Annotated in this window: 22 protein-coding genes and 1 tRNA gene; 10 read left to right on the top strand and 13 right to left on the bottom strand. The window is 64.2% G+C overall.

Going from position 1 to position 25,127, the window contains the following annotated elements:
- Positions 1-54: 54 nt before the first annotated feature.
- Positions 55-139: transfer RNA gene (locus BM374_RS12485), tRNA-Leu, on the bottom strand.
- A 159-nt stretch (positions 140-298) separates the two neighbouring features.
- Here BM374_RS12485 and BM374_RS12480 point away from each other — a divergent pair.
- A complete protein-coding gene (locus tag BM374_RS12480; protein ID WP_092292442.1) occupies positions 299-841 on the top strand; it encodes a disulfide bond formation protein B in 543 nt (180 codons plus the stop codon).
- Here the strand turns inward: BM374_RS12480 and BM374_RS12475 are convergent, their stop codons facing one another.
- Genes BM374_RS12475 through BM374_RS12465 form a run of 3 tightly spaced genes read right to left on the bottom strand, consistent with a single transcriptional unit; the run spans position 842 to position 4,385 of the window.
- Positions 842-1,573, bottom strand: a complete 732-nt coding sequence (locus BM374_RS12475; RefSeq protein ID WP_092292440.1) for an ABC transporter ATP-binding protein — start codon at positions 1,571-1,573, stop codon at positions 842-844.
- Positions 1,570-3,339 carry a branched-chain amino acid ABC transporter ATP-binding protein/permease gene (locus tag BM374_RS12470; RefSeq protein WP_092292438.1) on the bottom strand — a complete coding sequence of 590 codons (1,770 nt, stop codon included), beginning with the start codon at positions 3,337-3,339 and terminating at the stop codon, positions 1,570-1,572. Before BM374_RS12470 ends, BM374_RS12475 begins: the two co-directional genes overlap by 4 nt.
- A 5-nt stretch (positions 3,340-3,344) precedes the next feature.
- A complete protein-coding gene (locus BM374_RS12465; protein ID WP_177248252.1) occupies positions 3,345-4,385 on the bottom strand; it encodes a branched-chain amino acid ABC transporter permease in 1,041 nt (346 codons plus the stop codon).
- A gap of 178 nt (positions 4,386-4,563) precedes the next feature.
- Between BM374_RS12465 and BM374_RS12460 the strand changes: the two genes are divergently transcribed.
- The 8 genes from BM374_RS12460 (at position 4,564) to BM374_RS12425 (ending at position 12,705) form a co-directional block, all read left to right on the top strand.
- Positions 4,564-5,085, top strand: a complete 522-nt coding sequence (locus BM374_RS12460; RefSeq protein ID WP_092292434.1) for a MarR family winged helix-turn-helix transcriptional regulator — start codon at positions 4,564-4,566, stop codon at positions 5,083-5,085.
- A 199-nt stretch (positions 5,086-5,284) separates the two neighbouring features.
- Complete coding sequence (locus BM374_RS12455; RefSeq protein WP_092292432.1) at positions 5,285-5,554, top strand: transcriptional regulator; 270 nt, start codon at positions 5,285-5,287, stop codon at positions 5,552-5,554.
- 40 nt (positions 5,555-5,594) lie between these two features.
- Positions 5,595-7,595: a hydrogenase 4 subunit B gene (gene hyfB / locus BM374_RS12450; protein ID WP_092292430.1), complete on the top strand. Its 2,001-nt coding sequence runs from the start codon at positions 5,595-5,597 to the stop codon at positions 7,593-7,595.
- Positions 7,592-8,548, top strand: coding sequence for a respiratory chain complex I subunit 1 family protein (locus BM374_RS12445; protein ID WP_092292428.1), 957 nt, complete (start codon positions 7,592-7,594; stop codon positions 8,546-8,548). The genes hyfB and BM374_RS12445 overlap by 4 nt, the downstream gene beginning before the upstream one ends.
- A gap of 3 nt (positions 8,549-8,551) precedes the next feature.
- Positions 8,552-9,214: a hydrogenase-4 component E gene (locus BM374_RS12440; protein WP_092292426.1), complete on the top strand. Its 663-nt coding sequence runs from the start codon at positions 8,552-8,554 to the stop codon at positions 9,212-9,214.
- On the top strand, positions 9,211-10,647 hold the full coding sequence (locus BM374_RS12435; protein ID WP_092292424.1) for a hydrogenase 4 subunit F: 1,437 nt from the start codon (positions 9,211-9,213) through the stop codon (positions 10,645-10,647). Before BM374_RS12440 ends, BM374_RS12435 begins: the two co-directional genes overlap by 4 nt.
- Before the next feature lie 3 nt (positions 10,648-10,650).
- Positions 10,651-12,177 (top strand): hydrogenase large subunit, encoded by a 1,527-nt coding sequence (locus BM374_RS12430; RefSeq protein WP_092292422.1) that lies wholly within the window; start codon positions 10,651-10,653, stop codon positions 12,175-12,177.
- Between the two features lie 3 nt (positions 12,178-12,180).
- Positions 12,181-12,705, top strand: coding sequence for an NADH-quinone oxidoreductase subunit B family protein (locus BM374_RS12425; RefSeq protein ID WP_092292420.1), 525 nt, complete (start codon positions 12,181-12,183; stop codon positions 12,703-12,705).
- A gap of 30 nt (positions 12,706-12,735) precedes the next feature.
- Here the strand turns inward: BM374_RS12425 and BM374_RS12420 are convergent, their stop codons facing one another.
- The 9 genes from BM374_RS12420 to BM374_RS12380 form a co-directional block, all read right to left on the bottom strand.
- The gene (locus BM374_RS12420) at positions 12,736-14,019 is read right to left on the bottom strand and encodes a glycerate kinase type-2 family protein (protein WP_092292418.1); all 1,284 of its coding nucleotides are present in this window, start codon (positions 14,017-14,019) and stop codon (positions 12,736-12,738) included.
- A 183-nt stretch (positions 14,020-14,202) separates the two neighbouring features.
- Complete coding sequence (locus tag BM374_RS12415; protein ID WP_092292416.1) at positions 14,203-15,432, bottom strand: ABC transporter substrate-binding protein; 1,230 nt, start codon at positions 15,430-15,432, stop codon at positions 14,203-14,205.
- A gap of 226 nt (positions 15,433-15,658) precedes the next feature.
- Positions 15,659-16,885 (bottom strand): ABC transporter substrate-binding protein, encoded by a 1,227-nt coding sequence (locus BM374_RS12410; protein WP_092292414.1) that lies wholly within the window; start codon positions 16,883-16,885, stop codon positions 15,659-15,661.
- Between the two features lie 121 nt (positions 16,886-17,006).
- Complete coding sequence (locus BM374_RS12405) at positions 17,007-18,236, bottom strand: ABC transporter substrate-binding protein (RefSeq protein WP_092292412.1); 1,230 nt, start codon at positions 18,234-18,236, stop codon at positions 17,007-17,009.
- Positions 18,237-18,276: 40 nt separating this feature from the next.
- On the bottom strand, positions 18,277-19,296 hold the full coding sequence (locus BM374_RS12400; protein ID WP_092292410.1) for a branched-chain amino acid ABC transporter permease: 1,020 nt from the start codon (positions 19,294-19,296) through the stop codon (positions 18,277-18,279).
- A gap of 2 nt (positions 19,297-19,298) precedes the next feature.
- Entirely contained in the window at positions 19,299-20,177 is an 879-nt protein-coding gene (locus BM374_RS12395) for a branched-chain amino acid ABC transporter permease (protein WP_092292408.1), read from the bottom strand.
- Positions 20,178-20,397: 220 nt separating this feature from the next.
- Entirely contained in the window at positions 20,398-21,111 is a 714-nt protein-coding gene (locus BM374_RS12390) for an ABC transporter ATP-binding protein (protein ID WP_092227025.1), read from the bottom strand.
- Complete coding sequence (locus tag BM374_RS12385) at positions 21,108-21,905, bottom strand: ABC transporter ATP-binding protein (protein WP_092292406.1); 798 nt, start codon at positions 21,903-21,905, stop codon at positions 21,108-21,110. The genes BM374_RS12390 and BM374_RS12385 overlap by 4 nt, the downstream gene beginning before the upstream one ends.
- Before the next feature lie 66 nt (positions 21,906-21,971).
- Complete coding sequence (locus tag BM374_RS12380) at positions 21,972-22,838, bottom strand: IclR family transcriptional regulator (protein WP_177248314.1); 867 nt, start codon at positions 22,836-22,838, stop codon at positions 21,972-21,974.
- Between the two features lie 131 nt (positions 22,839-22,969).
- Here BM374_RS12380 and BM374_RS12375 point away from each other — a divergent pair, with 131 nt between their 5' ends.
- Positions 22,970-25,066 carry a 3-hydroxyacyl-CoA dehydrogenase NAD-binding domain-containing protein gene (locus BM374_RS12375; RefSeq protein ID WP_092292404.1) on the top strand — a complete coding sequence of 699 codons (2,097 nt, stop codon included), beginning with the start codon at positions 22,970-22,972 and terminating at the stop codon, positions 25,064-25,066.
- The last annotated feature ends 61 nt before the right edge of the window (positions 25,067-25,127 follow it).

The following is a 25,127-nucleotide window of genomic DNA, read 5'->3' as shown; positions in this document are numbered from 1 at the left end:
TTTGCTGCTTCGGCCTCGCATGGCGCGCCACGCAAAGCCCGAATGGACGAAGCGTGGTGCCCCTGGCCGGAATCGAACCAGCACTCCTTGCGGAACTCGATTTTGAGTCGAGCGCGTCTACCAGTTCCGCCACAGGGGCCCTCGGTCGGCCCCTCCGTGGAGAGCGTCGCGAAGCCGGCGGACTATAGCCATGGGAAGGATGGGGTCAACCCGCGCCAAAGTGATCCCCGGCGTTCTCGACAGGCGCTTGGGCGGGGGGTAGAGGCTTAAACCTCCGCCCTATCCGAAAGAGGCCGCCGTGACGACCCAGAGTGCCGCAATACCTGCGTTTCGCACAGCTAGCGGCGGCCCGGCGCTGACCGCCTCGCTGGCCGTGACCCTGATCGCGGTGGCGACGATCGCCGGCGCCTGGTTCTTCCAGCTCGTCCTGGAGATCCTGCCCTGTCCGCTCTGCCTCGAGCAGCGCTACGCCTATTATCTGGCGATTCCGGTCGGCGTGCTGACCGTGCTTGCGGCGCGGAGCGGGGCGCCGCGGCCGCTGCTGCTGGCGGGCCTCGCGATCCTCGCGCTGGCGACGCTCGCCAATGCCGGGCTCGGCACCTACCATTCCGGCGTCGAATGGGGGCTCTGGAAGGGGCCGACCGATTGCACCGGTCCGGTCGTCAATCTCGGCAATGCCGGCGACCTCCTGTCACGGCTCGACACCGTCAAGGTGGTACGCTGCGACGAGGTGCAATGGCGCTTCCTCGGCCTGTCGCTCGCCGGCTACAACGTGCTGATCTCGCTACTGATGGCCGCCATCGCCGCCTGGGGCTTCGTGCGGACGGCGAAACGAGCTTGATTAGAGCGCGCTTGCGCCTTCGTGCTGGAAGCCGAGATAGCTCGCCGCCACGCGCTCGTTAGCCGCGATATCGCTGGCCTTGCCGCTCAGCACGAACTCGCCGAGCTCCATCACATAGGCATGGTCGGCGATCTTCAGCGCGGCCTGCGCGTTCTGCTCGACCAGCAGCACCGAGACGCCGCTGGCGCGCAGCTCGGTGATGATGCGGAAGATGTCGGCGACGATGATCGGCGCGAGGCCGAGGCTCGGCTCGTCCAGCATCAGCAGTTTCGGCGCGCCCATCAGCGCGCGGCCCATCGCGAGCATTTGCTGCTCGCCGCCCGAAAGCGTGCCGGCGAGCTGCTTGCGCCGCTCCTTCAGGCGCGGAAACAGCGTGTAGACCTGTTCGATCGAAGCCTTGGCCCTGCTCCGCTCGATGCGGAAGGCGCCCAGTTCGAGATTGTCCTCGACATTCATGGTCACGAACAATTCGCGGTGCTCAGGCACGAGGCCGAGCCCCATCGCGACGCGATCCTCGATGTCGAGCCGGGCAAGGTCCTGCCCTGCAAAGGCGACGCGGCCCTTGAGCGGCAAAATGCCCATGATGGCCGACAGCAGCGTGGTCTTGCCGGCGCCGTTGGCGCCGACGATGGTGACGATCTCGTTCTCGCCGACCTCGAGCCCGACCGAGCGCACCGCCTCGACCTTGCCATAGGCGACATGCGCGTCGGTGACTGACAACAGCGCGCTCATGCCGCCACTCCGAGATAGGCCTTGATCACTTCGGGATTGGTCTTGATCGTGGCGGGCGTGCCTTCCGCGATCTTGGTGCCGAAATCGAGCACCACGATGCGGTCGGCCAGGTTCATCACGAAGCCCATGTCGTGCTCGACCAGCAGCACGCTCATGCCGCCATCGCGCAAATCGCGCAGCAGTTTCGCGAGCTGCTGCTTCTCCATGTGGCGGAGGCCCGCGGCGGGTTCGTCGAGCAGCAGCAGCATCGGATCGACGCAGAGAGCGCGCGCGATCTCGACGATGCGCTGCTGGCCGAGCGAGAGGCTGCCTGCGAGCTGATGCATCTGCTCGGTGAGACCGACACGTTCGATCTGGCGGGCGGCTTCCGCCAGCAGCTTCGCCTCATCGGCGCGGTCGAGCCGCAGCATGGAGGCGAGAGGTCCGGACTGGCCGCGCAGATGCGCGCCGATCGCGACATTCTCCAGCACGGTCATGTCGGGGACGAGCTTGACGTGCTGGAAGGTCCTGCTGATGCCGAGCTTGACGATCTCCTGCGGCGGCGCGCGATTGACCTTCTTGCCGAGCACCGAGATCGAGCCCGAGGTCGCCGACAGCACGCCCGTGATCAGGTTGAAGGTCGTGCTCTTGCCGGCACCGTTCGGCCCGATCAGCGCGACGATCTCGCGCGCCTGGACCTCGAAGGAGACGTTGTTGACCGCAACCACGCCACCGAACTGCTTTCGCGCCTTCTCGACCTGGAGCAGGACGCTTCCTCGGCCGGGCGAGCGGGTGCGCGTCTCGAGCTTCAGCGAGGTGTCGGGCTTCCTGCCATTGCTGCGCTCGGGGAAGAACGACATCAGCCACGGCCAGACGCCGCCGGGCGCGAGCTGCAGCAGCGCCACCAGCATGATGCCGAACACGATGGTCTCGACCTGGCCGGAGCCCGGCAGGATCAGCGGCAGATAGCTTTGCAGCACCTCTTTCAGGATCACGACGATCGCCGCGCCGAGCACGCCGCCCCAGACATAGCCGGCGCCGCCGACGACCGCGATGAAGAGATATTCGATGCCGGCATGAGCGCCGAACGGCGTCGGCGTCACCGCACGCTGGAGGTGGGCGTAGAGCCAGCCGGAGAGGCCGGCGAGCACGGCAGCGTGGATGAACACCAGGAGCTTGGCGCGCGGCGTATGCACGCCGAACGCCTCGGCCGCGACATGGCCGCGCCTGAGCGCGCGGATGGCGCGGCCGGTGCGGGAGTCGAGCAAGTTCATGGTAAGCAGCGCCGAGATCAGGACGGCGACCCAGATCGCGTAATAGATCGAGCCCGGTGAGAGCATCCTGAACGCGCCGATCGACAGCGGCGGAATTGCCGAGATGCCATCGTTGCGGCCGAGGAATTCCAGCTTGCTGAAGAGATAGAACAAGCCAAGCCCCCAGGCGAGCGTGCCGAGCGGCAAATAGTGGCCGGACAGGCGGACCGTGATCAGGCCGAGCAGCACCGCAAACAGCCCGCTGACCACGAGCGACAGCGGCAGCGTCAGCCACGGCGACAAGCCGTAGCTCGTCGTCAGCACCGCGGTGGTGTAGGCGCCGAAGCCGACGAAGGCGGCTTGTCCGAACGAGGTCAGGCCGCCGACGCCGGTCAGCAGCACGAGGCCCATCGCGACCAGTGCGGCGAGGCCGATATTGTCGAGCAGCACGATCCAGAACGGCGGCACGCCCGGAACGAACGGGATCGCCGCCATCAGAGCTGCGAAGACGAGAATGGGAAGCCGGCTCTGCATGCGCCTCAGTCCTTCTCTTCTTCGACCGCGGGCGCGGCCAGCGAGCGCAACAGCAGCACGGGAATCAGGAGCATGAACACGATCACCTCCTTGTAGTTGGAGGCATAGAAGGACGAGAACGCCTCGACGATGCCGACGAAGAGGGCCGCGACGGCGGTCAGGGGATAACTGACGAGGCCGCCGACGATCGCGGCAACAAAGCCCTTCAGGCCGATCAGGAAGCCCGAGTCATAGTAGAGTGTCGTGATCGGCACGATCATGATGCCCGAGAGCGCGCCGATGACGGAGGCCAGCAGGAAGGCGATCTGGCCAGACAGCGTCGTGCGGATGCCGGCGAGGCGCGCCCCGAGCCGGTTGACAGCGGTGGCGCGCAGCGCCTTGCCGTAAAGCGTCAGGCCGAAGAACAGCCAGAGCCCGACGATGAAGGCGATGGTGATGCCGTAGACCGTGAGGCTCTGGCCGGTGAAGCGCAGCGAGCCCGCGGTGAAGGCGCCGGAGAGCACTGCCGGTCCGCGCTGGCCCTCGGCGCCGAAGAACAGCAGGCCCAGCCCCTGCAGCGCCAGATGCACGCCCACGGATGCGATCAGCAGCACCAGCACCGAGGTGTGCGCCAGCGGCTGGAACGCGATGCGATAGAGGTAGAGGCCGATCATCGCCACGATCACCAGCGACAGTGCGATGCAGACCGCGACCGGCGGCTTCTGGGCCGCGAAGTAAATCGTCAGTGCCAGCACGATGGCCGGCAGCACGATATTGGCGAGGACGCTGCGCAGGATCAGCCGGCCGTGCAGCGTTTTGCGAGCCACGAACAGGTCGAAGGCGCAGGCGCCGATGCCCATGGCGAGCGCCAGCTTGGCGGTGCCCGGCATCTGGCCCGACGCCAGCGAGGCATACGTCAGTGCGCCATAGGTGACGAATTCGCCCTGCGGAATGAGGATGACGCGGGTGACGGCGAACACCAACACCAGCGCAAGGCCGAGCAGCGCGTAAATCGCGCCATTGGTGATGCCGTCCTGCAGCAGGAACAGCATAATGGTGGTGTTCAAGACCGGACGCTCCCCCTTAAAGACCCGGACCGGTCCTGCGCGATTGCGGTGGATGGTCCGTTCACAGCCATTGAAATACGCTGACGATATTTGATATGGTCCATAACAATTATCAAATATAACATCAAGGGTGGGAAGCGACCCGTCCCAAATTTAGCGGGATTGCGAGCATGAGGCGATGACCGTTTCGAAAACCGCTGAAAAGTCCTCCGAAAAGGCCGGTGACGCGACCCGGGGGCGCAAGGACGCTGCCGGGGGACCACCCGAAGCTCTCCAGCTCGGCGAGCTCTCCGAACAGCTCGGCTATGTGCTGAAGCGGGCGCAGCTCAAGGTGTTCGAGAACTTTCTGCGCTGCATGGCCTCGCTCCAGCTGACGCCGGCGCAGTTCTCCGTCCTGCTGTTGGTCGAGAAGAACCCGGGTCGGAACCAGACCGAGATCGCCTCGACCCTCGGCATCCTCAGGCCGAATTTCGTCGCCATGCTCGACAATCTCGAGAGCCGCGACCTTTGCGCCCGGATTCGCTCCACCAATGACCGCCGCTCGCATATCCTGGTCTTGACCGACAAGGGCAAGGCCGTGCTGGCCCGCGCCAAGAAGCTGGTCGCTACCAAGCACGAGTCCCGGCTCAACGAGTTGCTGGGCCAGGCCAACCGCGAAGCCCTGCTCGAGATGCTGTCGAAGATCGCGAACGAGTTCTGAGAGGGGCACCTATTCTTGGCTGCGTGCGCGCGCGCCCCCGGATTCTCGGGCCGCATTGCGCCAGTGTCATGCCGAGCGTAGCTCCACGGGCGTCGAACGGAATGATGCGCTGCATATAGGAAATGATGCTTGAAACATCATTTTGCGCAGCTTAAGCTTGGCAAGTCAATCACTGTAACTGCCACGGACATCTTCCCCCGTGATCACCGCCGCGCAGCTTAGAGCCGCCCGTGCCCTGCTGAGGATCGACCAGCGCGAACTCGCTCAGCTCTGTTCGCTGTCGCTGCCGACGATCCAGCGCATGGAGGCCTCCGAAGGGGTGATCCGCGGCAATGTCGATTCTCTGATGAAGCTGATCGAGGCGCTGTCGGAGGCCGGTATCGAATTGATCGGCGAGGGCGCAGCGTCGAGTGCCGGGGGCCGCGGTGTGCGGCTGAAGTCTCCACCTCCGAGTGCGGGCGGCCAATAGCGATGACAACGCGCACGCAGATCATGATCGAGGAGAGGGCATGATCGCGGTGGCGCTATGGTCAGTGGCGGTTCTGCTGGCGCTGGCGCCTGCAGGGATCGTGCTGTCGAGGCACCCGCGCGGCTCGATCATCCTTTACGGCGGATGCCTGATCGCCACGTCGGCGCTATGTATTACGGCGCTGTCCGATCTGTTCGATGTCCCTCATCTGACGCAGAGCGCGACCCTGCCGGTCGGGCTGCCCTGGCTCGGGGCCCATTTCCGGCTCGATGCGCTGTCCGCCTTCTTCCTTGTCGTCGTCAATCTAGGCGGCGTCGCTGCGAGTCTGTTCGCGCTCGGCTACAGCCGGCATGAGGACTCCCCTGGCCGCGTGCTGCCGTTCTATCCTGCCTATCTTGCAGCGATGAACGTCGTCGTGCTGGCAAACGATGCGTTCAGCTTCCTGGTCGCCTGGGAATTCATGTCGCTGACCTCCTGGGCGATGGTCGTGTCGCATCACCGGGAAGCCGAGAATGTGCGCGCCGGCTATGTCTATCTCCTGATGGCAAGTTTCGGCACGCTGACGCTGCTGCTCGCCTTCGGCCTGCTCGCGAGCGGTGCCGGTTACGATTTCGATGCGATCCGCGCCTCGCATCCGTCTGCTGCGCTGACCGGCATGGTCGTGATCCTCGTGCTGCTTGGCGCCGGCTCCAAGGCTGGCCTGGTGCCGCTGCACGCCTGGCTGCCGCTCGCCCATCCCGCCGCACCCAGTCACGTCTCCGGCCTCATGAGCGGCGTCATGACCAAGGTCGCTGTCTACGGCTTCGTGCGTATCGTCTTTGATCTCCTGCCCGAACCGGTGTGGTGGTGGAGCATGGTGGTGCTGCTGGTCGGCGGTCCGACGGCGACGTTGGGCGTGCTCTATGCGCTGATGCAGCGCGACATCAAGCGTGTGCTCGCCTATTCAACGATCGAGAACATCGGCATCATCTTCACCGGTCTCGGGCTGGCCCTGGCCTTCAAGGCGGAGGGGCTCGACTGGGTGGCAGCGCTCGCTTTCACCGCGGCGATGTTGCACGTCTTCAATCATGCGCTGTTCAAGAGCCTGTTGTTCTTCGGCGCCGGAGCGGTGCTGGGAGCAACGGGCGAGCGCGACATGGAGAAGCTCGGGGGGCTGATCCATCGCATGCCGACAACGGCGGTCGCGGTCCTGGTCGGCTGCATTGCGATCTCGGCCTTGCCGCCGTTCAACGGCTTCGTTTCGGAATGGCTGACCTTCCAGGCGATCCTGCTCTCGCCGCAACTGTCCTCCTGGGGGCTCAAGCTGATCATTCCGGCAGTCGGCGGTTTGTTGGCACTCGCGGCCGCCTTTGCCGCGGCCTGCTTCGTCAAGCTCTATGGCATCAGCTTCCTCGGCCGGCCGCGCTCGGACGTTGCGGCATCAGCGCATGAGACCGACCGTTTCTCGCTGACCGCAATGCTCATGCTTGCCGCCTTGTGCCTCCTCGCCGGCATTCTGCCCGGGCTGTTCATCGATGCGCTGGCGCCGGTGAGCAAGAATATGGTCGGCAACGTCATGCCGCATCAGGTCGGATTGCAGTGGCTCACCATCGTACCGATCGCGGAAAGCCGCAGCTCCTATAATGGCCTTCTGGTGTTTCTGTTCGTGGCACTCTGCGGGACGGCGGCGGCGTCGGCCATTCACCGCTTCGCCTCCGACCGCTTGCGCCGTACAGCGGCCTGGGATTGCGGCTATCCCGATCCGAACCCAACGATCCAGTATTCGGCCTCCAGCTTCTCGCAGCCGATCCGCCGCGTGTTCGGCAGTGTCGTCTTTGCCGCGCGCGAGATTGGCGAGATGCCGCCGCCATCTTCGCCGCTTCCCGCGCGATTCCAGGTCGAACTGCGCGATCTGATCTGGGATGGGCTGTACGCGCCGATTGCGATCGTGATCGGCTTTGCGACGGACCGTATCAATATCTTGCAGTTCCTCAGCATTCGCCGATACCTGACGCTGGTCTTCGTGGCGCTCATCGTGCTGCTGCTGGTGGTGGCAGTATGAGCGCGCTGCGCGATATCCTCTCCCAGGGCGCCCAGATGTCGCTGGTGTTGGGCCTCGCGCCGCTGCTGACGGGTTTCGTGCGGAAGGTGAAGGCTCGGCTTCTCCGCAGGCGGGGGCCGCCGCTGCTCCAGCCCTATCGCGACCTCATTCGTCTGATGCGCAAGGACGTCGTGCTCGCGGACAACGCATCCTGGCTGTTCCGCGTCATTCCCTATCTGATGTTCGCGGGCACCTGGGTGGCGGTCTCGCTGGTGCCGACTTTCGGCAACGGGCTTCTGTTCTCCTGGACCGCCGACCTCATCGCCATCATCGCGCTGCTCGGCAGCGCCCGTTTCTTCCAGGCGCTTGCCGGCATGGATGTCGGCACCGCCTTCGGCGGCATCGGTTCCAGCCGTGAGGTCATGATCGCCTCGCTCGCCGAGCCTGCGATGCTGATCACCGTCTTCTCGGTGGCGATGATCGCGGGCTCGACCCAGCTCTCCTACGTCGCCGAATTCATGGGCTCGGACGCGGTCGGCCTGCGCGTGTCGCTCGGCATGGCCTTCGTCGCGCTGACCATCGTGGCACTGGCGGAGAATGCCCGCATTCCCGTCGATAACCCCGCCACCCATCTCGAGCTCACCATGGTGCATGAGGCCATGGTGCTGGAATATTCGGGCCGTCATCTCGCCCTGATCGATCTGTCGTCGCAGCTCAAGCTTCTGCTCTACGTCTCGCTGATCGCCTGCGTGTTCCTGCCATGGGGCACGGCAACTGCAGACGCGAGCGTTGCACGGCTCGTTTCTGGCGCACTGCTCTATTTCGGCAAGCTGACGGTCCTTGGCTTTCTGCTCGCGGTGTTCGAGACGTCGATCGCCAAGATGCGCGTGTTCCGGATTCCGGAGTTCCTGGGCGCGGCACTGATGCTGGCGCTGCTTGCCACCCTGCTGCGCTTCGTGTCGGGGAGCCTGTAAGAGATGAGCAGCCTGCAGTTCGACATCGCCCATCTGCTCGCCGGCTCCCTCGTGCTGGCGAGCTTCATGATGCTCTACCAGGACCGGCTCTATGCGCTCCTTAACGTCTATGCGCTGCATGCCGGCGTGCTGGCGCTGTCGGTGGCCTGGCAGGCCTATGTGCAGCAGGCGCCGCATCTTTATGTCACGGCCCTGATCGCGCTGGTCTTCAAAGCCATCATCATCCCGGTCGCGCTGCACCGGATCATCAGGCGCCTCGGCATTCACCGCGAGATCGAGAACGTGATCGGCGTCGGGCTGACCATGATGGCCGGCATCGGCCTTGTCGCGCTTTCGATGGTGGTGATGCTGCGGGTGACGCCGGACGCCGATGCGCTCGCCCGCGAGGATCTAGCCTTCGCGCTGTCGGTGGTGCTGCTCGGGCTCCTGATCATGGTGACGCGGCGTAACGCGGTAAGCCAGGTCGTCGGCTTCATGTCGCTGGAGAACGGGCTGGTGCTGGCGGCAACCGGCGCCAAGGGCATGCCGCTGGTGGTCGAGATCAGCGTCGCCTTCTCGGTGCTGATCGCCTTCATCGTGATCGGCATCTTCCTGTTCCGGATCCGCGAGCGTTTTGACAGCGTGGACGTGCAGGCGCTTGATCGTTTTCGCGGAGAGCGGCGATGATGGACGCCCTCGGCGCAATCCTCTTGATCCCGGCGATCTCGGCCGCGCTGCTCGCGCTCCTGCCGGGCTACAAGCTGACGGCGAAGCTCAACGTCCTTGCGGCGCTTGCGACCTTTCTCACCTCGCTGTCGCTGTTCGTGATCGAGCCGACGTCGGGCCAATACCTGCTGCTTGACGATCTCAACAAGGTCTTCATCGTGCTGACGACGTTCGTCAGCTTCACGACTTCAGTGTTCAGCGCGAGCTACATCCATCACGAGATCGAGACTGGACGGCTGACGCCTGCCTTCCTGCGCTTCTATCACGCGATGTACCAGATGCTGATGTTCGCGATGAATCTCGCGCTCATCGCCAACAATATCGGTCTGATGTGGGTTGCGGTCGAGGTGGCGACGCTGACGACCGTGCTGATGGTCGGCATCTACCGTACCCATGAGGCGCTGGAAGCCGCCTGGAAATATTTCATCCTCGGCAGCGTCGGCATCGCGCTCGCGCTGTTCGGCACGATCCTGGTCTATATGGCGGCGCGCCCCGTGGTGGGCGAGGGGATGGACGGCATGGTGTGGACGGTGCTGGTGAAGCACGCCGCACAATTCGACCCGGCGTTGCTCAACGTCGCCTTCGTTTTCCTCCTGCTCGGCTACGGCACCAAGGTCGGGCTCGCGCCGCTGCACGCCTGGCTGCCGGATGCGCATGCCGAGGGTCCGACGCCGATCTCGGCGGTGCTGTCCGGCCTGCTGCTCAATGTCGCGCTTTATGCGCTCCTGCGCTTCAAGATGATGCTTGCGGTCAACTCCGCGGCGATCACGCCGGCTCCGCTGATGGTGACCATGGGCCTGATCTCGGTGGTCTTCGCCGCGCTGATGCTGTACCGGCGCCGCGACATCAAGCGGATGTTTGCCTATTCCTCGATCGAGCATATGGGCATCATCGTGTTCGCCTTCGGCATGGGCGGCCCGCTCGCGAACTTCGCGGGGCTGTTGCACATGACCATGCATTCGCTCACCAAGTCGGCAATCTTCTTCGCGGTCGGCCATATCGCACAGGTCAAGGGCACACAGAAGATCGCCGAGATCGGCGGGCTCACGGCGACCAGCCCTGCGCTCGGTTGGGGCCTGATGCTGGGCGTCATTGCCATCGTCGGGCTGCCGCCGCTCGGCATCTTCATGAGCGAGTTTCTCGTGGTGAGCTCGACCTTCGCCCGCGCGCCGTGGCTGACGGTGATCCTGGTGCTCGGCATCATCATCGCGCTCGGCGGCCTTTTCTTGCGGATCGGCCCGGTGATGTTCGGCGAGCCCAGGGGCAAGACCGCGCCCGCGGAGGCCTCGTACGTGCCGATGTTCACGCATCTCGGATTGGTGCTGATGGCCGGCATCTATCTGCCGCCGATGCTGGTCACCGGCTTCCAGAACGTCGCGAAGCTGCTGGGATAGGCGATGGGCATTCTCGACAGCATTCCCCATGTCCAAGCGGTGGTGTCGCACCGGCCCTCGCCACGCGCGGTCGTGACGGAGGTGGGTTGGCAGGCGGCGATCGACCGGCTGGTTGAGGGAAGCCTCACGCTGCTCGGCTTCTGGGGCGAGCCGGCCGCGGTGCATATGGCGCTGCTCGATGGCGGCTCGGCCGAGATCGCGGTCGTGACCTACGCGTGTACGGCCGGCACATTTCCAAGCGTGGCCAGCCGTCATGCGCCGGCGCTTCGGCTGGAACGGACGATTCATGACCTGTTCGGGCCTGTTCCAACTGCTGCCGACGATCTGCGGCCAGATCTGCGGCAATGGCTCGATCACCATGCCTGGGGCAAATCCTATCCGCTCTCCGGCCGCAACGCATCGCGCGACGCGCGACCATACCAGTTCCTCCCGGCCGAGGGCGAGGCGTTGCATCAGGTCGCGGTCGGCCCGGTCCACGCCGGGATCATCGAGCCCGGTCATTTCCGCTTCACTGCGAATGGCGAGCATGTCGTGCGGTTGGAGCAGTGGTTCGGCTACACTCACAAGGGCATCGAATCGCTCATGCAGGGCGCGAGCCTCGGGGCCGCGGCAAAGCTCGCCAACCGCACCTCCGGCGACAGCGCAGTCGCTTATGCCTTCGCCTTTGCGCGCGCTGCCGAGGCCGCACTGGACGTGGAGGCGCCGCAGCGTGCGACCTGGCTGCGGGCGCTGATGGCGGAACTGGAGCGGCTCGCCAATCATCTGGGCGACATCGGGGCCATCTGCAACGACGCATCATTCGCGCTGATGCATGCCCAGACCGGCATTCTGCGGGAGCGCTGCTTGCGCGCTGCTGATGTCGCGTTCGGTCACCGCCTGATGATGGACGTCATCGTGCCCGGCGGCGTGACGCGTGACATTGCGCCGGATGGCGTTTCCGCGTTGCGCGCGCTGCTTGCGGAGCTACGCAAGGTCTTTCCGCGCCTGGTCGAGCTCTATGACAATACGGCGTCCTTGCAGGACCGCACCGTCACGACAGGCATCGTGAAGGCAGAGTATGCGCGCCAGTTCGGCGCCGGCGGCTATGTCGGCCGCGCCTCGGGCCGCAATTTCGATGCACGACGCACGCTTGCCTACGCGCCCTACGATCGTCTGTCGTTCGAGGTGCCGGTGCTGGACGCCGGCGACGTGAACGCCCGGGTCTGGGTCCGAATCCGCGAGGTCGAGCAGAGCGTCGAGCTGATCGAGCAGATCCTCGACCGGCTCGGGCCGGGAGGGCTCGAGACCGCGCTGCCTCCCGGGATCGGCCGCGGTGCCTGTGAGGGCATGGCGCTCGCCGAGGCTTTCCGGGGCGACGTTCTGGTATGGCTGCGGCTCGATGACGAGTTGCGCGTCGAACGCTGCCATCTGCGCGACGCATCGTGGTTCCAGTGGCCGCTGCTGGAAACGGCGATCGAGGGCAACATCATCGCCGATTTCCCGCTCTGCAATAAGTCGTTCAACTGTTCCTATTCTGGCGCGGACCTCTGAGCCATGCGCAAGACCCTGCTCGAAAGCCTCACCCACGGTTCGCTGACGGAGCCTGCGCCGGCGCCGGACCAAGCTGCGCTGGCGGAGCTTGCCACCAAGGTCAACCGCGCCGCCGAGGCCAGGCTTGGTCGTTCGCTTGCCATTCGCGAGGTCGATGCCGGGTCCTGCAACGGCTGCGAGCTGGAGATTCACGCGCTGTCCAACGCCTTCTACGACATCGAACGTTTCGGCCTGCGCTTCGTCGCCTCGCCGCGCCATGCCGACGTGCTGCTGGTCACGGGTCCCGTGACGAAGAACATGCAACAGGCGCTGGAGCGGACGTACAATGCGACGCCCGATCCGAAATGGGTCGTTGCGGTTGGCGGATGCGCCGTCGATGGCGGGATTTTCAGAGGCAGCTACGCCTGCGTCGGTGGCGTATCCGAGACCGTTCCGGTGGACTTGCACATCAAGGGCTGCCCGCCGTCGCCAGTGGATTTGTTGAAGGGCCTGCTCGCGCTGCTGGAGCATGTCAGCGCCAAGCGGTGAGGCGTTCGCCTAGGTGCCGGTGTGGCGGCGTTAGTCGACAAGGATCACCCTGATGTCGTTCACGTTGGTCAGCGTCGGGCCGGGCTGCAGCAGATCGCCCGTCGCCTCGAAGAACGTCGTCGCGTCGTTGTTGTCCAGATAGGTCTGCGGCTGCAGCGCCAGCGCCTTCATCTTGGCAAAGGTCGCAGCGTCGATCATTGCGCCGGCGGGGTCGGTGGGGTGGCCGGCACCCCCATCGGCGCCGTCGGTGTCGCCGGCAAGCGCCGAGATGTCGGGCGTGTCCTTCAACAGAGAGGCGAGCGCCAGCGCGTATTCCTGGTTGGGGCCGCCGCGCCCCTGGCCGCGCACCGTCACCGTGAGCTCGCCGCCGGAGAGGATCGCGACGCGCCTGCCTTGCGCGCGGGCCTGGAGCGCGAGCCTGGCATGATCGGCGGCGACCTCGCGCGCCTCGCCTTCGAGGTCGGCGCCGAGATCGATAGTCTCGTAGCCGGCCTCTTTCGCCAGCTTCACCGCGGCGTCGAGCGATTGCCTGGGACGCGCGATCAATTCGAAATGTGCCCGGGCAAAGGCGGCGTCATCAGGCTTGCAGCTTTCATTGGCGGGATCGTCGAGCGCGCGGCGCACGGCATCGTCGATGGCGAGCTTGTATTTCGCGACGATCGCGCGCGCATCGGCAAGCGTGGTCGGATCGGGGACCGTCGGGCCCGAGGCAATCGCGGATGGATCGTCATGCGGCACGTCGGAGATCGCGAGCGTCACGATCTCGGCGGCGTTCTTGCCGGCGCGCGCCAGGCGGCCGCCCTTGATGCGCGAGAGATGCTTGCGGACGACGTTCATTTCGCCGATCGGCGCGCCCGAACGCAGCAGCGCCTTGTTGACCGCCTGCTTCTGCGCGAAGCTGATGCCGTCGCTGGGTGCGATCCAGTTCGCCGAGCCGCCGCCGGTGAGCAGCACCAGCAAGAGATCGTCAGGGCCGGCCTCGCCTGCGAGCGCGAGCGTGTCGGCGGCACCTTTCAGGCCGGCCTCGTCAGGCACGGGATGGCCGGCCTCGACGACGCGAATGCGGCGCGTCGGCACGCCGTAGCCATGGCGCGTGGTGGCGATGCCGACGAGGCGCTCCGGCGGGAGCTCGAGCGTATCGAGATAATGCCGTTCCGCAGCCGCGGCCATCGCGGCAGCGCCTTTGCCCGCGGCGAGGCAGATTACGCGTCCCTTCGGAGCCGGCCGCAAATGCGGCGCCAGAATCGTACTCGGATGCGCGGCGGCAACGGCGGCGTCGTAGAGCGCGCGGAGCAGGGGGCGTCGGTCGGTCATGACGATGCTTTCGAAATGGTGGCGGCGGGCCGCCGTTTCACCTGCCTACCGCATCGCGCCCAAAAGCGTAAGCAGGCTTTCCCATCATTCGATTGTGCAATCGCGTGATGATGATCGGCCGACCAAGCAAGAACCCCCTGCGATCGTCTCGCAGGGGGCTCGTTGTCGTCGCAAGCGAGGCGGTTAGCCGCCGGCGTCGGCGCTGATCACGTCACCGAACAGCTGCCATTTCTCGCCCTTGAAGCGCTCGAGCTGGAGCGAACTGATCGGCGCAAAATCGGTGGGCGAGGTGTTGATCTTGATTCCCGGCAGCAGCAGCTCGGTGCGGAAATCCTTGAGATTCGCGGCTTCCTTCATGACGTTCTCCCGGGTGAGGTTGTCGCCGCACTGCTTCAACACCTGCACCAATGTTTGCGCCACCGCGTAGCCGACGATAGGCTCGCCGGCGAGCGTGTCGCCTTCCGGGAAATATTTCGCCATGAACTCGCGCCACGTCTTCATGCCCGGATCATCCTTCCACTGCGGGTCCGAAGGGTCCTTGAGGTAGGCCGCGGAGATGATGTCTTGCCCGTTCTCGAAACCGGCCGGCTTCATGACGCTGCCGATCGACTGCGAGACGTTGTTGAGGAAGTGTGTCGGCTTCCAGCCGATCTCGGCGATCTTCTTGATCGCTTGCGCGGCGAATTTTGGCGTCGTGATGTTCATGAACACGTCGGCCCCGGTCGACTTCAGCTTGACGATATGGTTGTCGACTGTCGGCTCGGTCGTCTCATAGCTCTCTTCAGCCACGATCATCGTCGAAGCTTTGGCGCCGAGACCATCCTTCAGGCCCTTGAGATAGTCCTTGCCGTAATCGTCGTTCTGGTACAGCACCGCGATCTTGGCGTTCGGCATGTTCTTCAGGATGTACTTGGCGTAGATCTGCGTCTCGCTCTGGTAGTTGGGCTGCCAGCCCATGGTCCAGGGGAAGTCCTTCGGGTCGTTCCATTTGGTTGCCCCGGTGGCGACGAACAGCTGCGGCACTTTCTTCGAGTTCATGTATTTGTGGATGGCCGAGTTCGGCGGCGTGCCGAGCGAGTTGAAAATGAGCAGCACTTCGTCGCTCTCGACGAGCTTGCGCGCCTGCTCAACGGTCTTCGGCGGCGAATAGCCGTCGTCGTAGGAGATGAAATTGATCTTGCGGCCGTTGATGCCGCCTTGATCGTTGATCATTTTGAAGAAGGCCGCTTCGGTCCGACCGATCTGTCCGTAGGCGGAAGCCGGGCCGCTATATGGCATGATGTTGCCGATCTTGATCTCGGTGTCGGTCGCGCCGGTATCGTATTTCTTCTGGGCCGATGCGATGGAGGTCGAGGCCGTGATGAGCGCGAGCGCGAGTGAAGCGGCCGCAAGCTTGCCGATGACAGCGGGCATTCCAATCTCCCTATTTTCTTGGTGTGTGTGCGCTCCTTTTCTTGACGTGATTGTTTTTGGCGACGCGGCCTCAATTCAATACGATTTGCCTGACGGCTTCAACAGAAAGCCCCCGCGACGTCGTCGCAGGGGCTGCGTCTTTAGTAGTCAGGGCCGCCTGTGCAACTGCGAGAAGCGGCGACCGTCTTGAGTTGCCGAGCGAGCGTCGAGCTATTCTGAGTTGCCGTTAGGGGCTGGATTCACTCGAGATGATCTCGCCGAACAATTCCCACGACTTGCCCTTGAACCGCATCATCTGGAGCTGTTCGATCGGCGCGAAATCATCGGGTGCGGTGTTGATCTCGATGCCGGGCAGCAGCGTATCAGGCTCGAAATCCTTCAAGGATGCCGCCTGCTTCATGACGTTGTCGCGGGTGAGGTCGTCGCCGCACATCTGCAGCACCTTCACCATGGTCTGGGCGGCCGCATAGCCGAACACCACGCCGGCATCGAGCTTGTTGGCCTTCGCATCGTACTTCGCGACGAAGTCGTAGAACTTCTTCATGCCCTCGTCGGCGTTCCATTGCGGGTCGGAGCCGTCCTTGATGTAGGTCGCCGACAGGATGCCCTGCGAGACCTCGAAGCCTGCCGGCTCGAGCACGCCGCCGACCGAGGCCGAGACATTGGAGAGGATGTGCATGGGGTGCCAGTTGATCTCGGCCGCCTTCTTGATCGCTTGGGCCGCGAATTTCGGCGTGGTGATGCTGATGAAGACATCTGCGCCCGCGGCCTTCAGCTTCACGACATGCTCGTCGACCGCCGGCTCCGAGGTGTCGTAGGGCTCCTCCAGCACGATCGTCGCGGCCTTGGCGCCGAGGCCGTCCTTCAGCCCTTTCAGATAATCCTTGCCGAAATCGTCGTTCTGATAGAGCACGCCGATCTTCGCATTCGGCTTCTCCTTCATGATGTACTTGGCGTAGATCTTCGCCTCGCTGGCGTAGCTCGGCTGCCAGCCCATGGTCCAGGGATATTCCTTGGGATCGTTCCACTTCGAGGCGCCGCTCGCCACGAACAATTGCGGCACTTTCTTCTCGTTCATGTATTTGCGGATGGCGCCGTTGGTGGAGGTGCCGAGCGAGCCGAAGATCAAGAGCACGTTGTCGCTCTCGACCAGCTTGCGCGCCTGCTCCACCGTCTTCGGCGGCGAATAAGCATCGTCATACGAGATGAACTTGATCTTGCGGCCATTGATGCCGCCTTCGGCATTGACCTTGTTGAAATAGGCCTCTTCGGCCTTGCCGATCACGGCATAGGCGGAGGCCGGCCCGCTATAGGGCATGATGTTGCCGATCTTGATCTCGGTATCGGAGGCGCCGCTGTCGTAGGCCTTCTGCGCCGATGCGAGATTGCTCATTGCAGCGCACAACGCGAATGCGGCGGCAACCACTGCAACCTGAAATCGAACGACCGTCATTGCTCTCCTACCCCAACTGGATCGGCGCAGCATTGAACAAGATTGATGCACGACGTCAACAAAAAGCCCCCCGGCGATCGCGCGCGGGGGGCTCGTCAGTTCGGATGATGGCGTCAGCCCGTCACTCGGAGGCGACGTCGCCGCTGATGATCTCGCCGAACAGTTCCCATTTCTCCCCCTTGAAACGCTGCATCTGGAGCTGCGAGATAGGAGCGAAGTCGGTGGCGCTGGTATTGATCTTGACGCCGGGCAGCAGGGTGTCCGGTGCGTAGTCCTTCAGGCTCGCCGCCTGCTTCATCAGGTTGGCGCGGGTGAGATCGTCACCGCACATCTCCAGGACCTTGGCCAGCGTCGAGGCCGCACCATAGCCGTAGACCGTGCCGGTGTCGGTCTTGTCGGCGCCCGGCATGTACTTGTCGATGAACTCGTTCCACCTCTTCATGCCGGGATCGTTGTTCCACTGCGGATCCGTCGAATCCTTGGCATAGGCTGCCGACAGCACGCCTTGCGAGGCCTCGAAGCCGGCCGGCTTCATCACGCTGCCGACCGAGATCGAGACGTTGGTCAGGATCTGGAGCGGCTTCCAGCTGAGTTCGGCGGTCTTCTTGATGGTCTGGGCCGCGAATTTCGGCGTCGCATAGATCAGCAGCACGTCGGGATTGGCGGCCTTGATCTTGACGATGTGGCCGTCGATCGACGGCTCGGAGACCTCATAGCTCTCCTCCATGATGATCATGGACGAGGCCTTAGGACCCAAACCGTCCTTGGTGCCCTTGAGGTAGTCTTTGCCGAAATCGTCGTTCTGGTAGAGGATCGCGACCTTGGCGTCGGGCTTCTCCTTCATCAGCCACTTCGCGTAGATCTGTGCCTCGCTCTGGTAGGACGGCTGCCAGCCGATGGTCCAGGGGAAGTTCTTCGGGTCGTTCCACTTGGTGGCGCCGGTCGCGACGAACAGTTGCGGGATCTTCTTGGCGTTGAGATATTTCTGGATCGCGCTGTTGGAGGGGGTGCCGAGCGGGTTGAAGACGGCCAGCACCTCGTCGCTCTCGACCAGCTTGCGGACCTGCTCGACCGCTTTCGGCGGCGAGTAGCCGTCGTCATAGGTGACGAAGTTCACCTTGCGGCCGTTGATGCCGCCCTTGTCGTTGATCATCTTGAAATAGGCTTCCTCGGTCTTGCCGATGATGCCATAGGCCGACGCCGGACCGCTGTACGGCATGATGTTGCCGATCTTGATCTCGGTATCGGACGCGCCGGTGTCGTATTTCTTTTGGGCGAGTGCTGCGCCGGAGGTGAGCGTCGCGACCGCCGTTACGATTGCGGCGGTTCGTAGTGTTCTTCCGAAAAACAATTTGGTCTCCTTGGTTGAAACAACAGTCTTGATGATGGGGTCAGTTTCGTCTGAGCCGTCCGGCGAATTGCTGGCCCAGGATCGCGACCTGCCTTGCGCCGTGCGGCACGAGGTAGATGACGATGAACAGGATCACGCCGAACACGGCGCCGGAGAGGCCCTTGGAGACGCCTTCCGCGATATTAGGCACGAAGATGATGAAGGCCGCGCCGACGATCGAGCCGGGCAGCCAGCCGACGCCGCCGACGACCATGCCGAGGAAGAGCTGGATCGCGAGCGTGATGGTGAAGCTGTCGGGGGCGACAAACTGCACCGCGATGGCGCTGAGGCCCCCGGCGACGCCGGTAATGCCGGCGGAGACGCCGAAGGCGAGCGTCTTGTAGAGTGCGACGTTGACGCCCATGGCGGAGGCCGCGATCTCGTTGTCGCGGATCGCCATGAAGGCCCGGCCGGAGCGGGAGCGCAGCAGGTTCACCGAGAAGACGTAGATCGCGAGCACGACGACGAGCGTGAAATAATACAGCCACATGTCCTGCGACATCTTCAGGCCGAACGGCGCGTCGGGCTTGGTGACGACGAGGCCCTGCACGCCACCGGTCCAGGGCTCGAGGAAGTTCAGCTTCAGGAGCTGCGGCATGGCGGTGGCGAGCGCGAAGGTCGCGAGCGCAAGATAGACGCCGGAGAGCCGCAGCGCCGGCTGACCGAACAGGAAGCCCACGCCAAAGCAGAGCACGCCCGCGACCGGCAGGCAGAGGAAGTAGGGGATGTTGAACTGCTCCATCATCACTGCGGTGACATAGGCGCCGATTCCGTAGAACGCGCTCTGGCCGAGCGAGAACTGGCCGCTTCCGCCGGTCAGGATGTTCAGTGCCAGCACGGCGAGACCCAGATAGAGCAGCTGGGTCATCTGGAAGATGATGAAGTTCTTTGCAAACAGCGGTACGGCGACGAGAAGCAGCAGCACCACCAGCGAGGTGCCCAGGCCCAGCGTCATCGCCCGCTTCGGAACGGCCTCAACCGCCTCGTTGCCTTCCGTGACGACGTCTTCGGCTGCGCTCATGATCAAACTCGCTTGACGATGTGCCGGCCGAACAGGCCAGCGGGTTTGACGACCAGGACGGAGATGATCAGCGCGAGCGCGATCGGAAGTTTCAGCTCGTTGCCGACACCGGGAATATAGGTGCCGGCGAGGTTCTCGAAGATGCCGACCAGGAAGCCGCCGACTACGGCGCCGAACGGGCTGGTCAGGCCACCGAGCACGGCGGCGGCAAAGCCGTAGATCAAGACGCCGCCCATCATGTTGGGCTCGAGGAACACCACGGGGGCAATCAGCATGCCGGCGATCGAGCCGATCGCCGAGGCCATGCCCCAGCCCAGCGCGATCATCCAGGAGGTATTGATGCCGACCAGGCGGGCCGATTCAGGCACCGAGGCGGCCGCACGCATCGCAAGGCCGATGCGGGTGTACTGGAAGAAAAAGTAGAGGCCGAGCAGCAGCAGCACGGTGACCCCGATCATGCCGGCCTGGTGGGTCGACACGAGCTGGCTGCCGAGGAACGGCGAGGAGCCGAACGGGGTCGGGTATTGCTTGATGGTGAAGTCCCAGATCAAGCCGGCCGAGGAGTTGATGATGGAGAATAGCGCGATGAAGCCGGCGACATTGGTGAGAACAGGCGCTTTCGCCAGGGGCTTGAACAGGATGCGCTCGATGGCGATGCCGCCGATGAAGGAGAGCACCAGCGTGATGACGAAGGCGGCCCAATAGGGCACGCCCCATTGCATCAGCTGCCAGGAGATGAAGGTCGAGAACATCGCCATCTCGCCTTGCGCGAAGTTGAGATGGTCGATCGCCTGGTAGATCATGACCACGGCCAGCGCCATGCAGGCGTAAATCGCACCGGTGGCAATGCCGGCCAGCACCTGGTTGGTGAACAGCTCCATCGTGCCGGCTCCTTAAAACTTGCCCGATTGGGTTTGAACTGCAACGGCGTCCGCGGTCCACCTCTCCCTTTGGGAGAGGTCGCGCCAAAGGCGCGGGTGAGGGGTTACGGTCTCTCGTTGGAGCTGCGGCCCCTCACCCGATTTGCTGCGCAAATCGACCTCTCCCCGCTGGGGAGAGGTGGAACGAGAGCGCTGATAGATATCGGCCATCTTCCGCTCCTCAGTAACCCAGATAGGATTTGCGGATTTCTTCGTTGTTCGCGATGTCCTTGGCATTGCCTGACATCACGATACGGCCGGTCTCGATCACATAGGCCTGGTCGGCGAGCTCGAGCGCGAGCTGGGCGTTCTGCTCGACCACCAGGATCGACACCTTGTCCTCGCGGTTGATCTTGCCGAGGATGCCGAACAGGTCGCGCACCACCAGCGGCGCGAGGCCGAAGGAGGGCTCGTCGAGCAGCATGAGGCGCGGCCGCAGCATCAGCGCGCGTGCGACCGCGAGCATCTGCTGCTCGCCGCCGGAGAGCGTGCCGGCTTGCTGGGTATGCCGCTGCTTCAGCACCGGGAAATGCGCATACATGCGCTCGATGTCGGAGACGATGCCGGCATTGTCCTTGCGGGTGATGGCCCCGAGCTGCAGGTTCTCCTCCACCGTCATGGTGGTGAAGGTGCCGCGGCCCTGCGGCACATGGGCGATGCCGAACCGTACGATGCTTTCGGTCGAACGGTTGTTCAGCGGCTTGCCGTCGAACTCGATGCCGCCGGTGGAGCGCACCATGTTGCAGATCGCGCGTAGCGTCGTGGTCTTGCCGGCGCCGTTGGCGCCTAACAGTGTCGTCAGCGATCCCTCGTTGAGCGAGAAGGAGAGGCCGTGGAGCGCCTGGACCTGGCCGTAATAGGCGCGCAGGTCCTTGACGTTGAGCAGAACAGTCATTGGTCCTTGCTCCCGAGATAGGCCTTGATGACGTCGGGGTCCGCCTGCACCTGGGCAGGCGTGCCTTCCGCGAGCTTCTTGCCGAAATTCAGGGCGACGACGTGATCGGCGATCGACATCACGAGGCCCATGTGATGCTCGACCAGCAGCACCGTCATGTGGCGCTCGTCGCGGATTTTCCGGATCAGGTCGCCGAGCACGTAGACCTCTTCGTGGTTGAGGCCGCCGGCGGGCTCGTCGAGCAGCAGGATCTTCGGGTCGGCCGCGAGCGCCCGCGCCAATTCGACGCGCTTCTGCGTGCCGAAGGGTAGTCCCGAGACGGTGGTGTGGGCGACGTCCTCGAGGTCGAGATAGGCGAGGATCTCCTGCACCTTCTTGTTCACGCTGGTCTCGCCGCGGCGCACCCAGGCGAGGCGCAGCGAGTCGCTGATGATGTCGGAAGAGGTGCGCGCATGGGTGCCGACGCGAACGTTGTCCATCACCGACAGGTTTGGAAACAGCGCCACGTTCTGGAAGGTGCGGCCGATGCCGATCTCGGCGATGCGGTGCGGAGGCCGCGTGAGGATGCTCGCGCCCTCCATCAGGATATCTCCGGATGACGGCTGGTAGAGGCGGGAGAGGCAATTGAAGAGCGTGGTCTTGCCGGCACCGTTGGGGCCGATCAGTCCGAGGATCTGGCCCTTGTGCATGTCGAAGGACACGCCATTGAGCGCGACGATGCCGCCGAACACGACGCTGACGTCGCGAACGGCGAGCAGAGGCGATGTCCCCTGCGCGAGCTGTGCCTGCGTCATCTCGTCTCGCCCACACGATTCAGTGGGCGATGGGGCGATGCGGACCGCTCCCGATGATCACAAGCGCTATCTGAACCCCTCGGCCACACGAGCAACTTTTCCTCCTGGTTTCAGCTTTTTGCTGATTTCTTTTTTGGATTGCGGCACCAGACCCCCAAGCACCGCTTCAATGTTCCTTACCATCGCGAGCAGACGCGGTCCAATGTCGTTGATGAGACGTTCTTCCGTGAAGCGGAATGCAGGTGCGCCGCAGTTGAATGCGTAAGGCCCGGTTCCGTCATTGAGCTTGAGCGCGACACCTGCGGCGCCGATGTCGTCGTGCCAGTCGCCGACCGACATCGCGAAACCGTATTTCGCAACGGTCTCGCCGGAACGTTCCAGTCCGTCGCGCATCTTGGGCCAGCGGCTGCCGTAATGTTCGCGCAGGACACGCGACAGTTCAGCGCGATCGTCCTCTGTGAGCGACCAGAAGTACGCGCGGCCCATCGCGCTGGTTGCAATCGGCACCCGGGAGCCGACGTCAAGTTGAACGCCGACGGTCTCGCTGCCGCGGCTCTGTCCGAAATAGATCATGCTGTGGCGGTCGCGACCGCCGACGGCGACGGCGCCGCCGGTTGCTCGCATCAATTCCTCGCGGAAGGGTTCGGACAAATGCCGAACGCCGAGATTGGCCAGCGCAGCATAGCCAAGCGACATCGCGGCCGGCGTGAGCTGATACTTCTCGAAGCGGGGAACCGGCGCGAGATAGCCGAGCTTGGTCAGGGTGTAGGTCAGCCGCGACACGGTCGGCTTCGGCAGGTTGGTGCGCGCCGCGATCTCCTGATTGCCGAGCAGGCCGTCATTGGGTTGGAAAGCGCGCAATACGTCCAGTCCGCGGGAAAGCGCGACGACGAAATTCCGATCGGTCGCTGGCTTCTTTCCTGTACGCTTCATCCCTGATCTGCTTCTTGCGCGGAGTCGTTGACAAGCCACGTGCTTCAAAATAACCCTGCCGTCAAGATGCGGAATTAAATTCCGCACCGCGAAATCGAACAAAAGTAAATTCCCCACCAAGGAGGGACACCGTGAGCGAAGTGGTCAAACTTGAGCGTCATGACGAAGTCGGGATCGTCACGGTCGACAGCCCTCCGGTCAATGCGCTGAGTGCCGCAGTCCGCGGCGGTATCTTGGAATGCATCAAGGCCGCGGTCGCCGATCCCGCCATCAAGGGCATCGTGCTGACCTGCGCCGGCCGCACTTTCATCGCCGGTGCCGACATCACGGAATTCGGCAAACCGCCGAAGCCGCCGGCGCTCAATGACGTGCTCGCCGAGATCGAGAATTCGCCCAAGCCGGTCGTGGCCGCGATCCACGGCACCGCGCTCGGCGGCGGCCTCGAGGTTGCGCTCGCCTGTCATTTCCGCGTGGCGGTCAAGGAAGCCAAGCTCGGTCTGCCCGAAGTGAAGCTCGGCCTGTTGCCGGGCGCCGGCGGCACCCAGCGCCTGCCGCGCGCGGTCGGACCGGAACTGGCGGTCAAGATGATCGTGGGGGGTGATCCGATCGGCGCGGCTGAGGCGCTGAAGAACGGCCTGATCGAGGAGATCATCGAAGGCCCGGCTTCGGGCGGCGAAGCCTTCGTGCGCAAGCTGCTGGCCGAGAAGCGTCCGCTGCGCCGCCTGCGCGACGACGATTCCAAGATCGCGGCGGCCAAGGCGGATCGCTCGATCTTCACCAACGCGGTTGCCGCGATGACCAAGAAGTCGCGCGGCCTGGAAGCACCGTTCGCGGCCGCCGATGCTGTCGGCTACGCCATTGACCTACCCTTCGACGAAGGTCTGAAGAAGGAGCGCGAAGGCTTCCTCAAGCTCGTCGCCAGCGATCAATCCAAGGCGCAGCGCTATGCCTTCTTCGCCGAGCGCGAGGCCAACAAGATCGCCGGCGTGCCCGAAGGCACCAAGGGCCGGCCGGTGAACCGCGTCGCCATTCTCGGCGCCGGCACCATGGGCGGCGGCATCGCGATGTCCTTTGCCAACGCCGGCATTCCCGTCACCCTGATCGAAACCGGCGAGGAGCAGCTCAAGCGCGGCATGGGCATCATGCAGAAGAACTGGGAAGCGACCGCCGCGCGCGGCGGCATCCCGGCCGATGCACCCGCCAAGCGCATGGCGCTGATCAACGGCGTCGTCGGCATCGAGAATGTCGGCGATGCCGATCTCGTCATCGAAGCCGTGTTCGAGACCATGGCGGTGAAGAAGGAGGTATTCGGCAAGCTCGACCAGTACGTCAAGCCGGGTGCCGTGCTCGCCTCCAATACCTCGTATCTGAACATCGACGAGATCGCGAAAGCGACCAAGCGCCCGCAGGACGTGCTCGGCATGCACTTCTTCTCGCCCGCCAACGTGATGAAGCTGTGCGAGATCGTGCGCGCCGACAAGACCGCGCCGGACGCGCTGGTGACCGCTGTCAGCATCGCGCGCAAGATCGCCAAGGTGCCGGTCGTGGTCGGCGTCTGCGACGGCTTCGTCGGCAACCGCATGCTGGCCCAGCGCAGCAAGCAGTCCGAGAAGCTGCTGTTCGAGGGCGCCCTGCCGCAGCAGGTCGACGCCGTCGTGACGAAGTTCGGCATGCCGATGGGGCCGTTCGCGATGGGCGACCTCGCCGGCCTCGACATCGGCTGGCGCTCGCGCAAGGATCGCGGCATCAAGTCGGAGATCGCGGACGCGCTGTGCGAAGCCGGACGCTTCGGCCAGAAGACCGGCAAGGGCTACTACAAGTACGAGGCCGGCAGCCGTTCTCCGCTGCCCGATCCCGAGGTCGAGAAGCTGATCGACGAGACGCTGCTCCGTCTCGGCCGCAAGAAGCGCGTCGTCAGCGACGAGGAGATCCTCGAGCGCATGATGTATCCGATGGTCAACGAGGGCGCGAAGATTCTCGAAGAGGGCATCGCGGCCCGTCCCTCCGACATCGATGTGGTCTGGCTCTACGGCTATGGCTGGCCGATCTATCGCGGCGGCCCGATGTTCTGGGCCGACAGCATCGGCCTCAAGCACATCGCCGATCGCCTGGCCTTCTACGCCAAGGAGACCAACGACCCGAACCTGGAGCCCGCCCCGTTGCTGAAGAAGCTGGCTGCCGAAGGCAAGACGTTCGCCTCGCTGGCGGCCGCGTCGAAGGCGGCGTGATCGGATTGACAGTCGCCGCGATGTCTCGCTCCGGGCAACACTCTCTCGGTTCCCTCCCCCC

The sequence above is a fragment of the Bradyrhizobium sp. Ghvi genome, assembly GCF_900115265.1.
In the GTDB taxonomy this organism is placed as follows: domain Bacteria; phylum Pseudomonadota; class Alphaproteobacteria; order Rhizobiales; family Xanthobacteraceae; genus Bradyrhizobium.
Note: the sequence above shows the minus strand (reverse complement) of the source record. Positions and strands in the feature narration are given on the sequence as shown.

Coding starts and splice junctions, on each gene's coding strand:
- BM374_RS12475 (WP_092292440.1), bottom strand. CDS start 1,573: ATGAGCGCGCTGTTGTCAGTCACCGACGCGCATGTCGCCTATGGCAAG.
- BM374_RS12470 (WP_092292438.1), bottom strand. CDS start 3,339: ATGCAGAGCCGGCTTCCCATTCTCGTCTTCGCAGCTCTGATGGCGGCG.
- BM374_RS12460 (WP_092292434.1), top strand. CDS start 4,564: ATGACCGTTTCGAAAACCGCTGAAAAGTCCTCCGAAAAGGCCGGTGAC.
- hyfB (WP_092292430.1), top strand. CDS start 5,595: ATGATCGCGGTGGCGCTATGGTCAGTGGCGGTTCTGCTGGCGCTGGCG.
- BM374_RS12445 (WP_092292428.1), top strand. CDS start 7,592: ATGAGCGCGCTGCGCGATATCCTCTCCCAGGGCGCCCAGATGTCGCTG.
- BM374_RS12440 (WP_092292426.1), top strand. CDS start 8,552: ATGAGCAGCCTGCAGTTCGACATCGCCCATCTGCTCGCCGGCTCCCTC.
- BM374_RS12435 (WP_092292424.1), top strand. CDS start 9,211: ATGATGGACGCCCTCGGCGCAATCCTCTTGATCCCGGCGATCTCGGCC.
- BM374_RS12430 (WP_092292422.1), top strand. CDS start 10,651: ATGGGCATTCTCGACAGCATTCCCCATGTCCAAGCGGTGGTGTCGCAC.
- BM374_RS12425 (WP_092292420.1), top strand. CDS start 12,181: ATGCGCAAGACCCTGCTCGAAAGCCTCACCCACGGTTCGCTGACGGAG.
- BM374_RS12420 (WP_092292418.1), bottom strand. CDS start 14,019: ATGACCGACCGACGCCCCCTGCTCCGCGCGCTCTACGACGCCGCCGTT.
- BM374_RS12415 (WP_092292416.1), bottom strand. CDS start 15,432: ATGCCCGCTGTCATCGGCAAGCTTGCGGCCGCTTCACTCGCGCTCGCG.
- BM374_RS12410 (WP_092292414.1), bottom strand. CDS start 16,885: ATGACGGTCGTTCGATTTCAGGTTGCAGTGGTTGCCGCCGCATTCGCG.
- BM374_RS12400 (WP_092292410.1), bottom strand. CDS start 19,296: ATGAGCGCAGCCGAAGACGTCGTCACGGAAGGCAACGAGGCGGTTGAG.
- BM374_RS12395 (WP_092292408.1), bottom strand. CDS start 20,177: ATGGAGCTGTTCACCAACCAGGTGCTGGCCGGCATTGCCACCGGTGCG.
- BM374_RS12390 (WP_092227025.1), bottom strand. CDS start 21,111: ATGACTGTTCTGCTCAACGTCAAGGACCTGCGCGCCTATTACGGCCAG.
- BM374_RS12385 (WP_092292406.1), bottom strand. CDS start 21,905: ATGACGCAGGCACAGCTCGCGCAGGGGACATCGCCTCTGCTCGCCGTT.
- BM374_RS12380 (WP_177248314.1), bottom strand. CDS start 22,838: ATGAAGCGTACAGGAAAGAAGCCAGCGACCGATCGGAATTTCGTCGTC.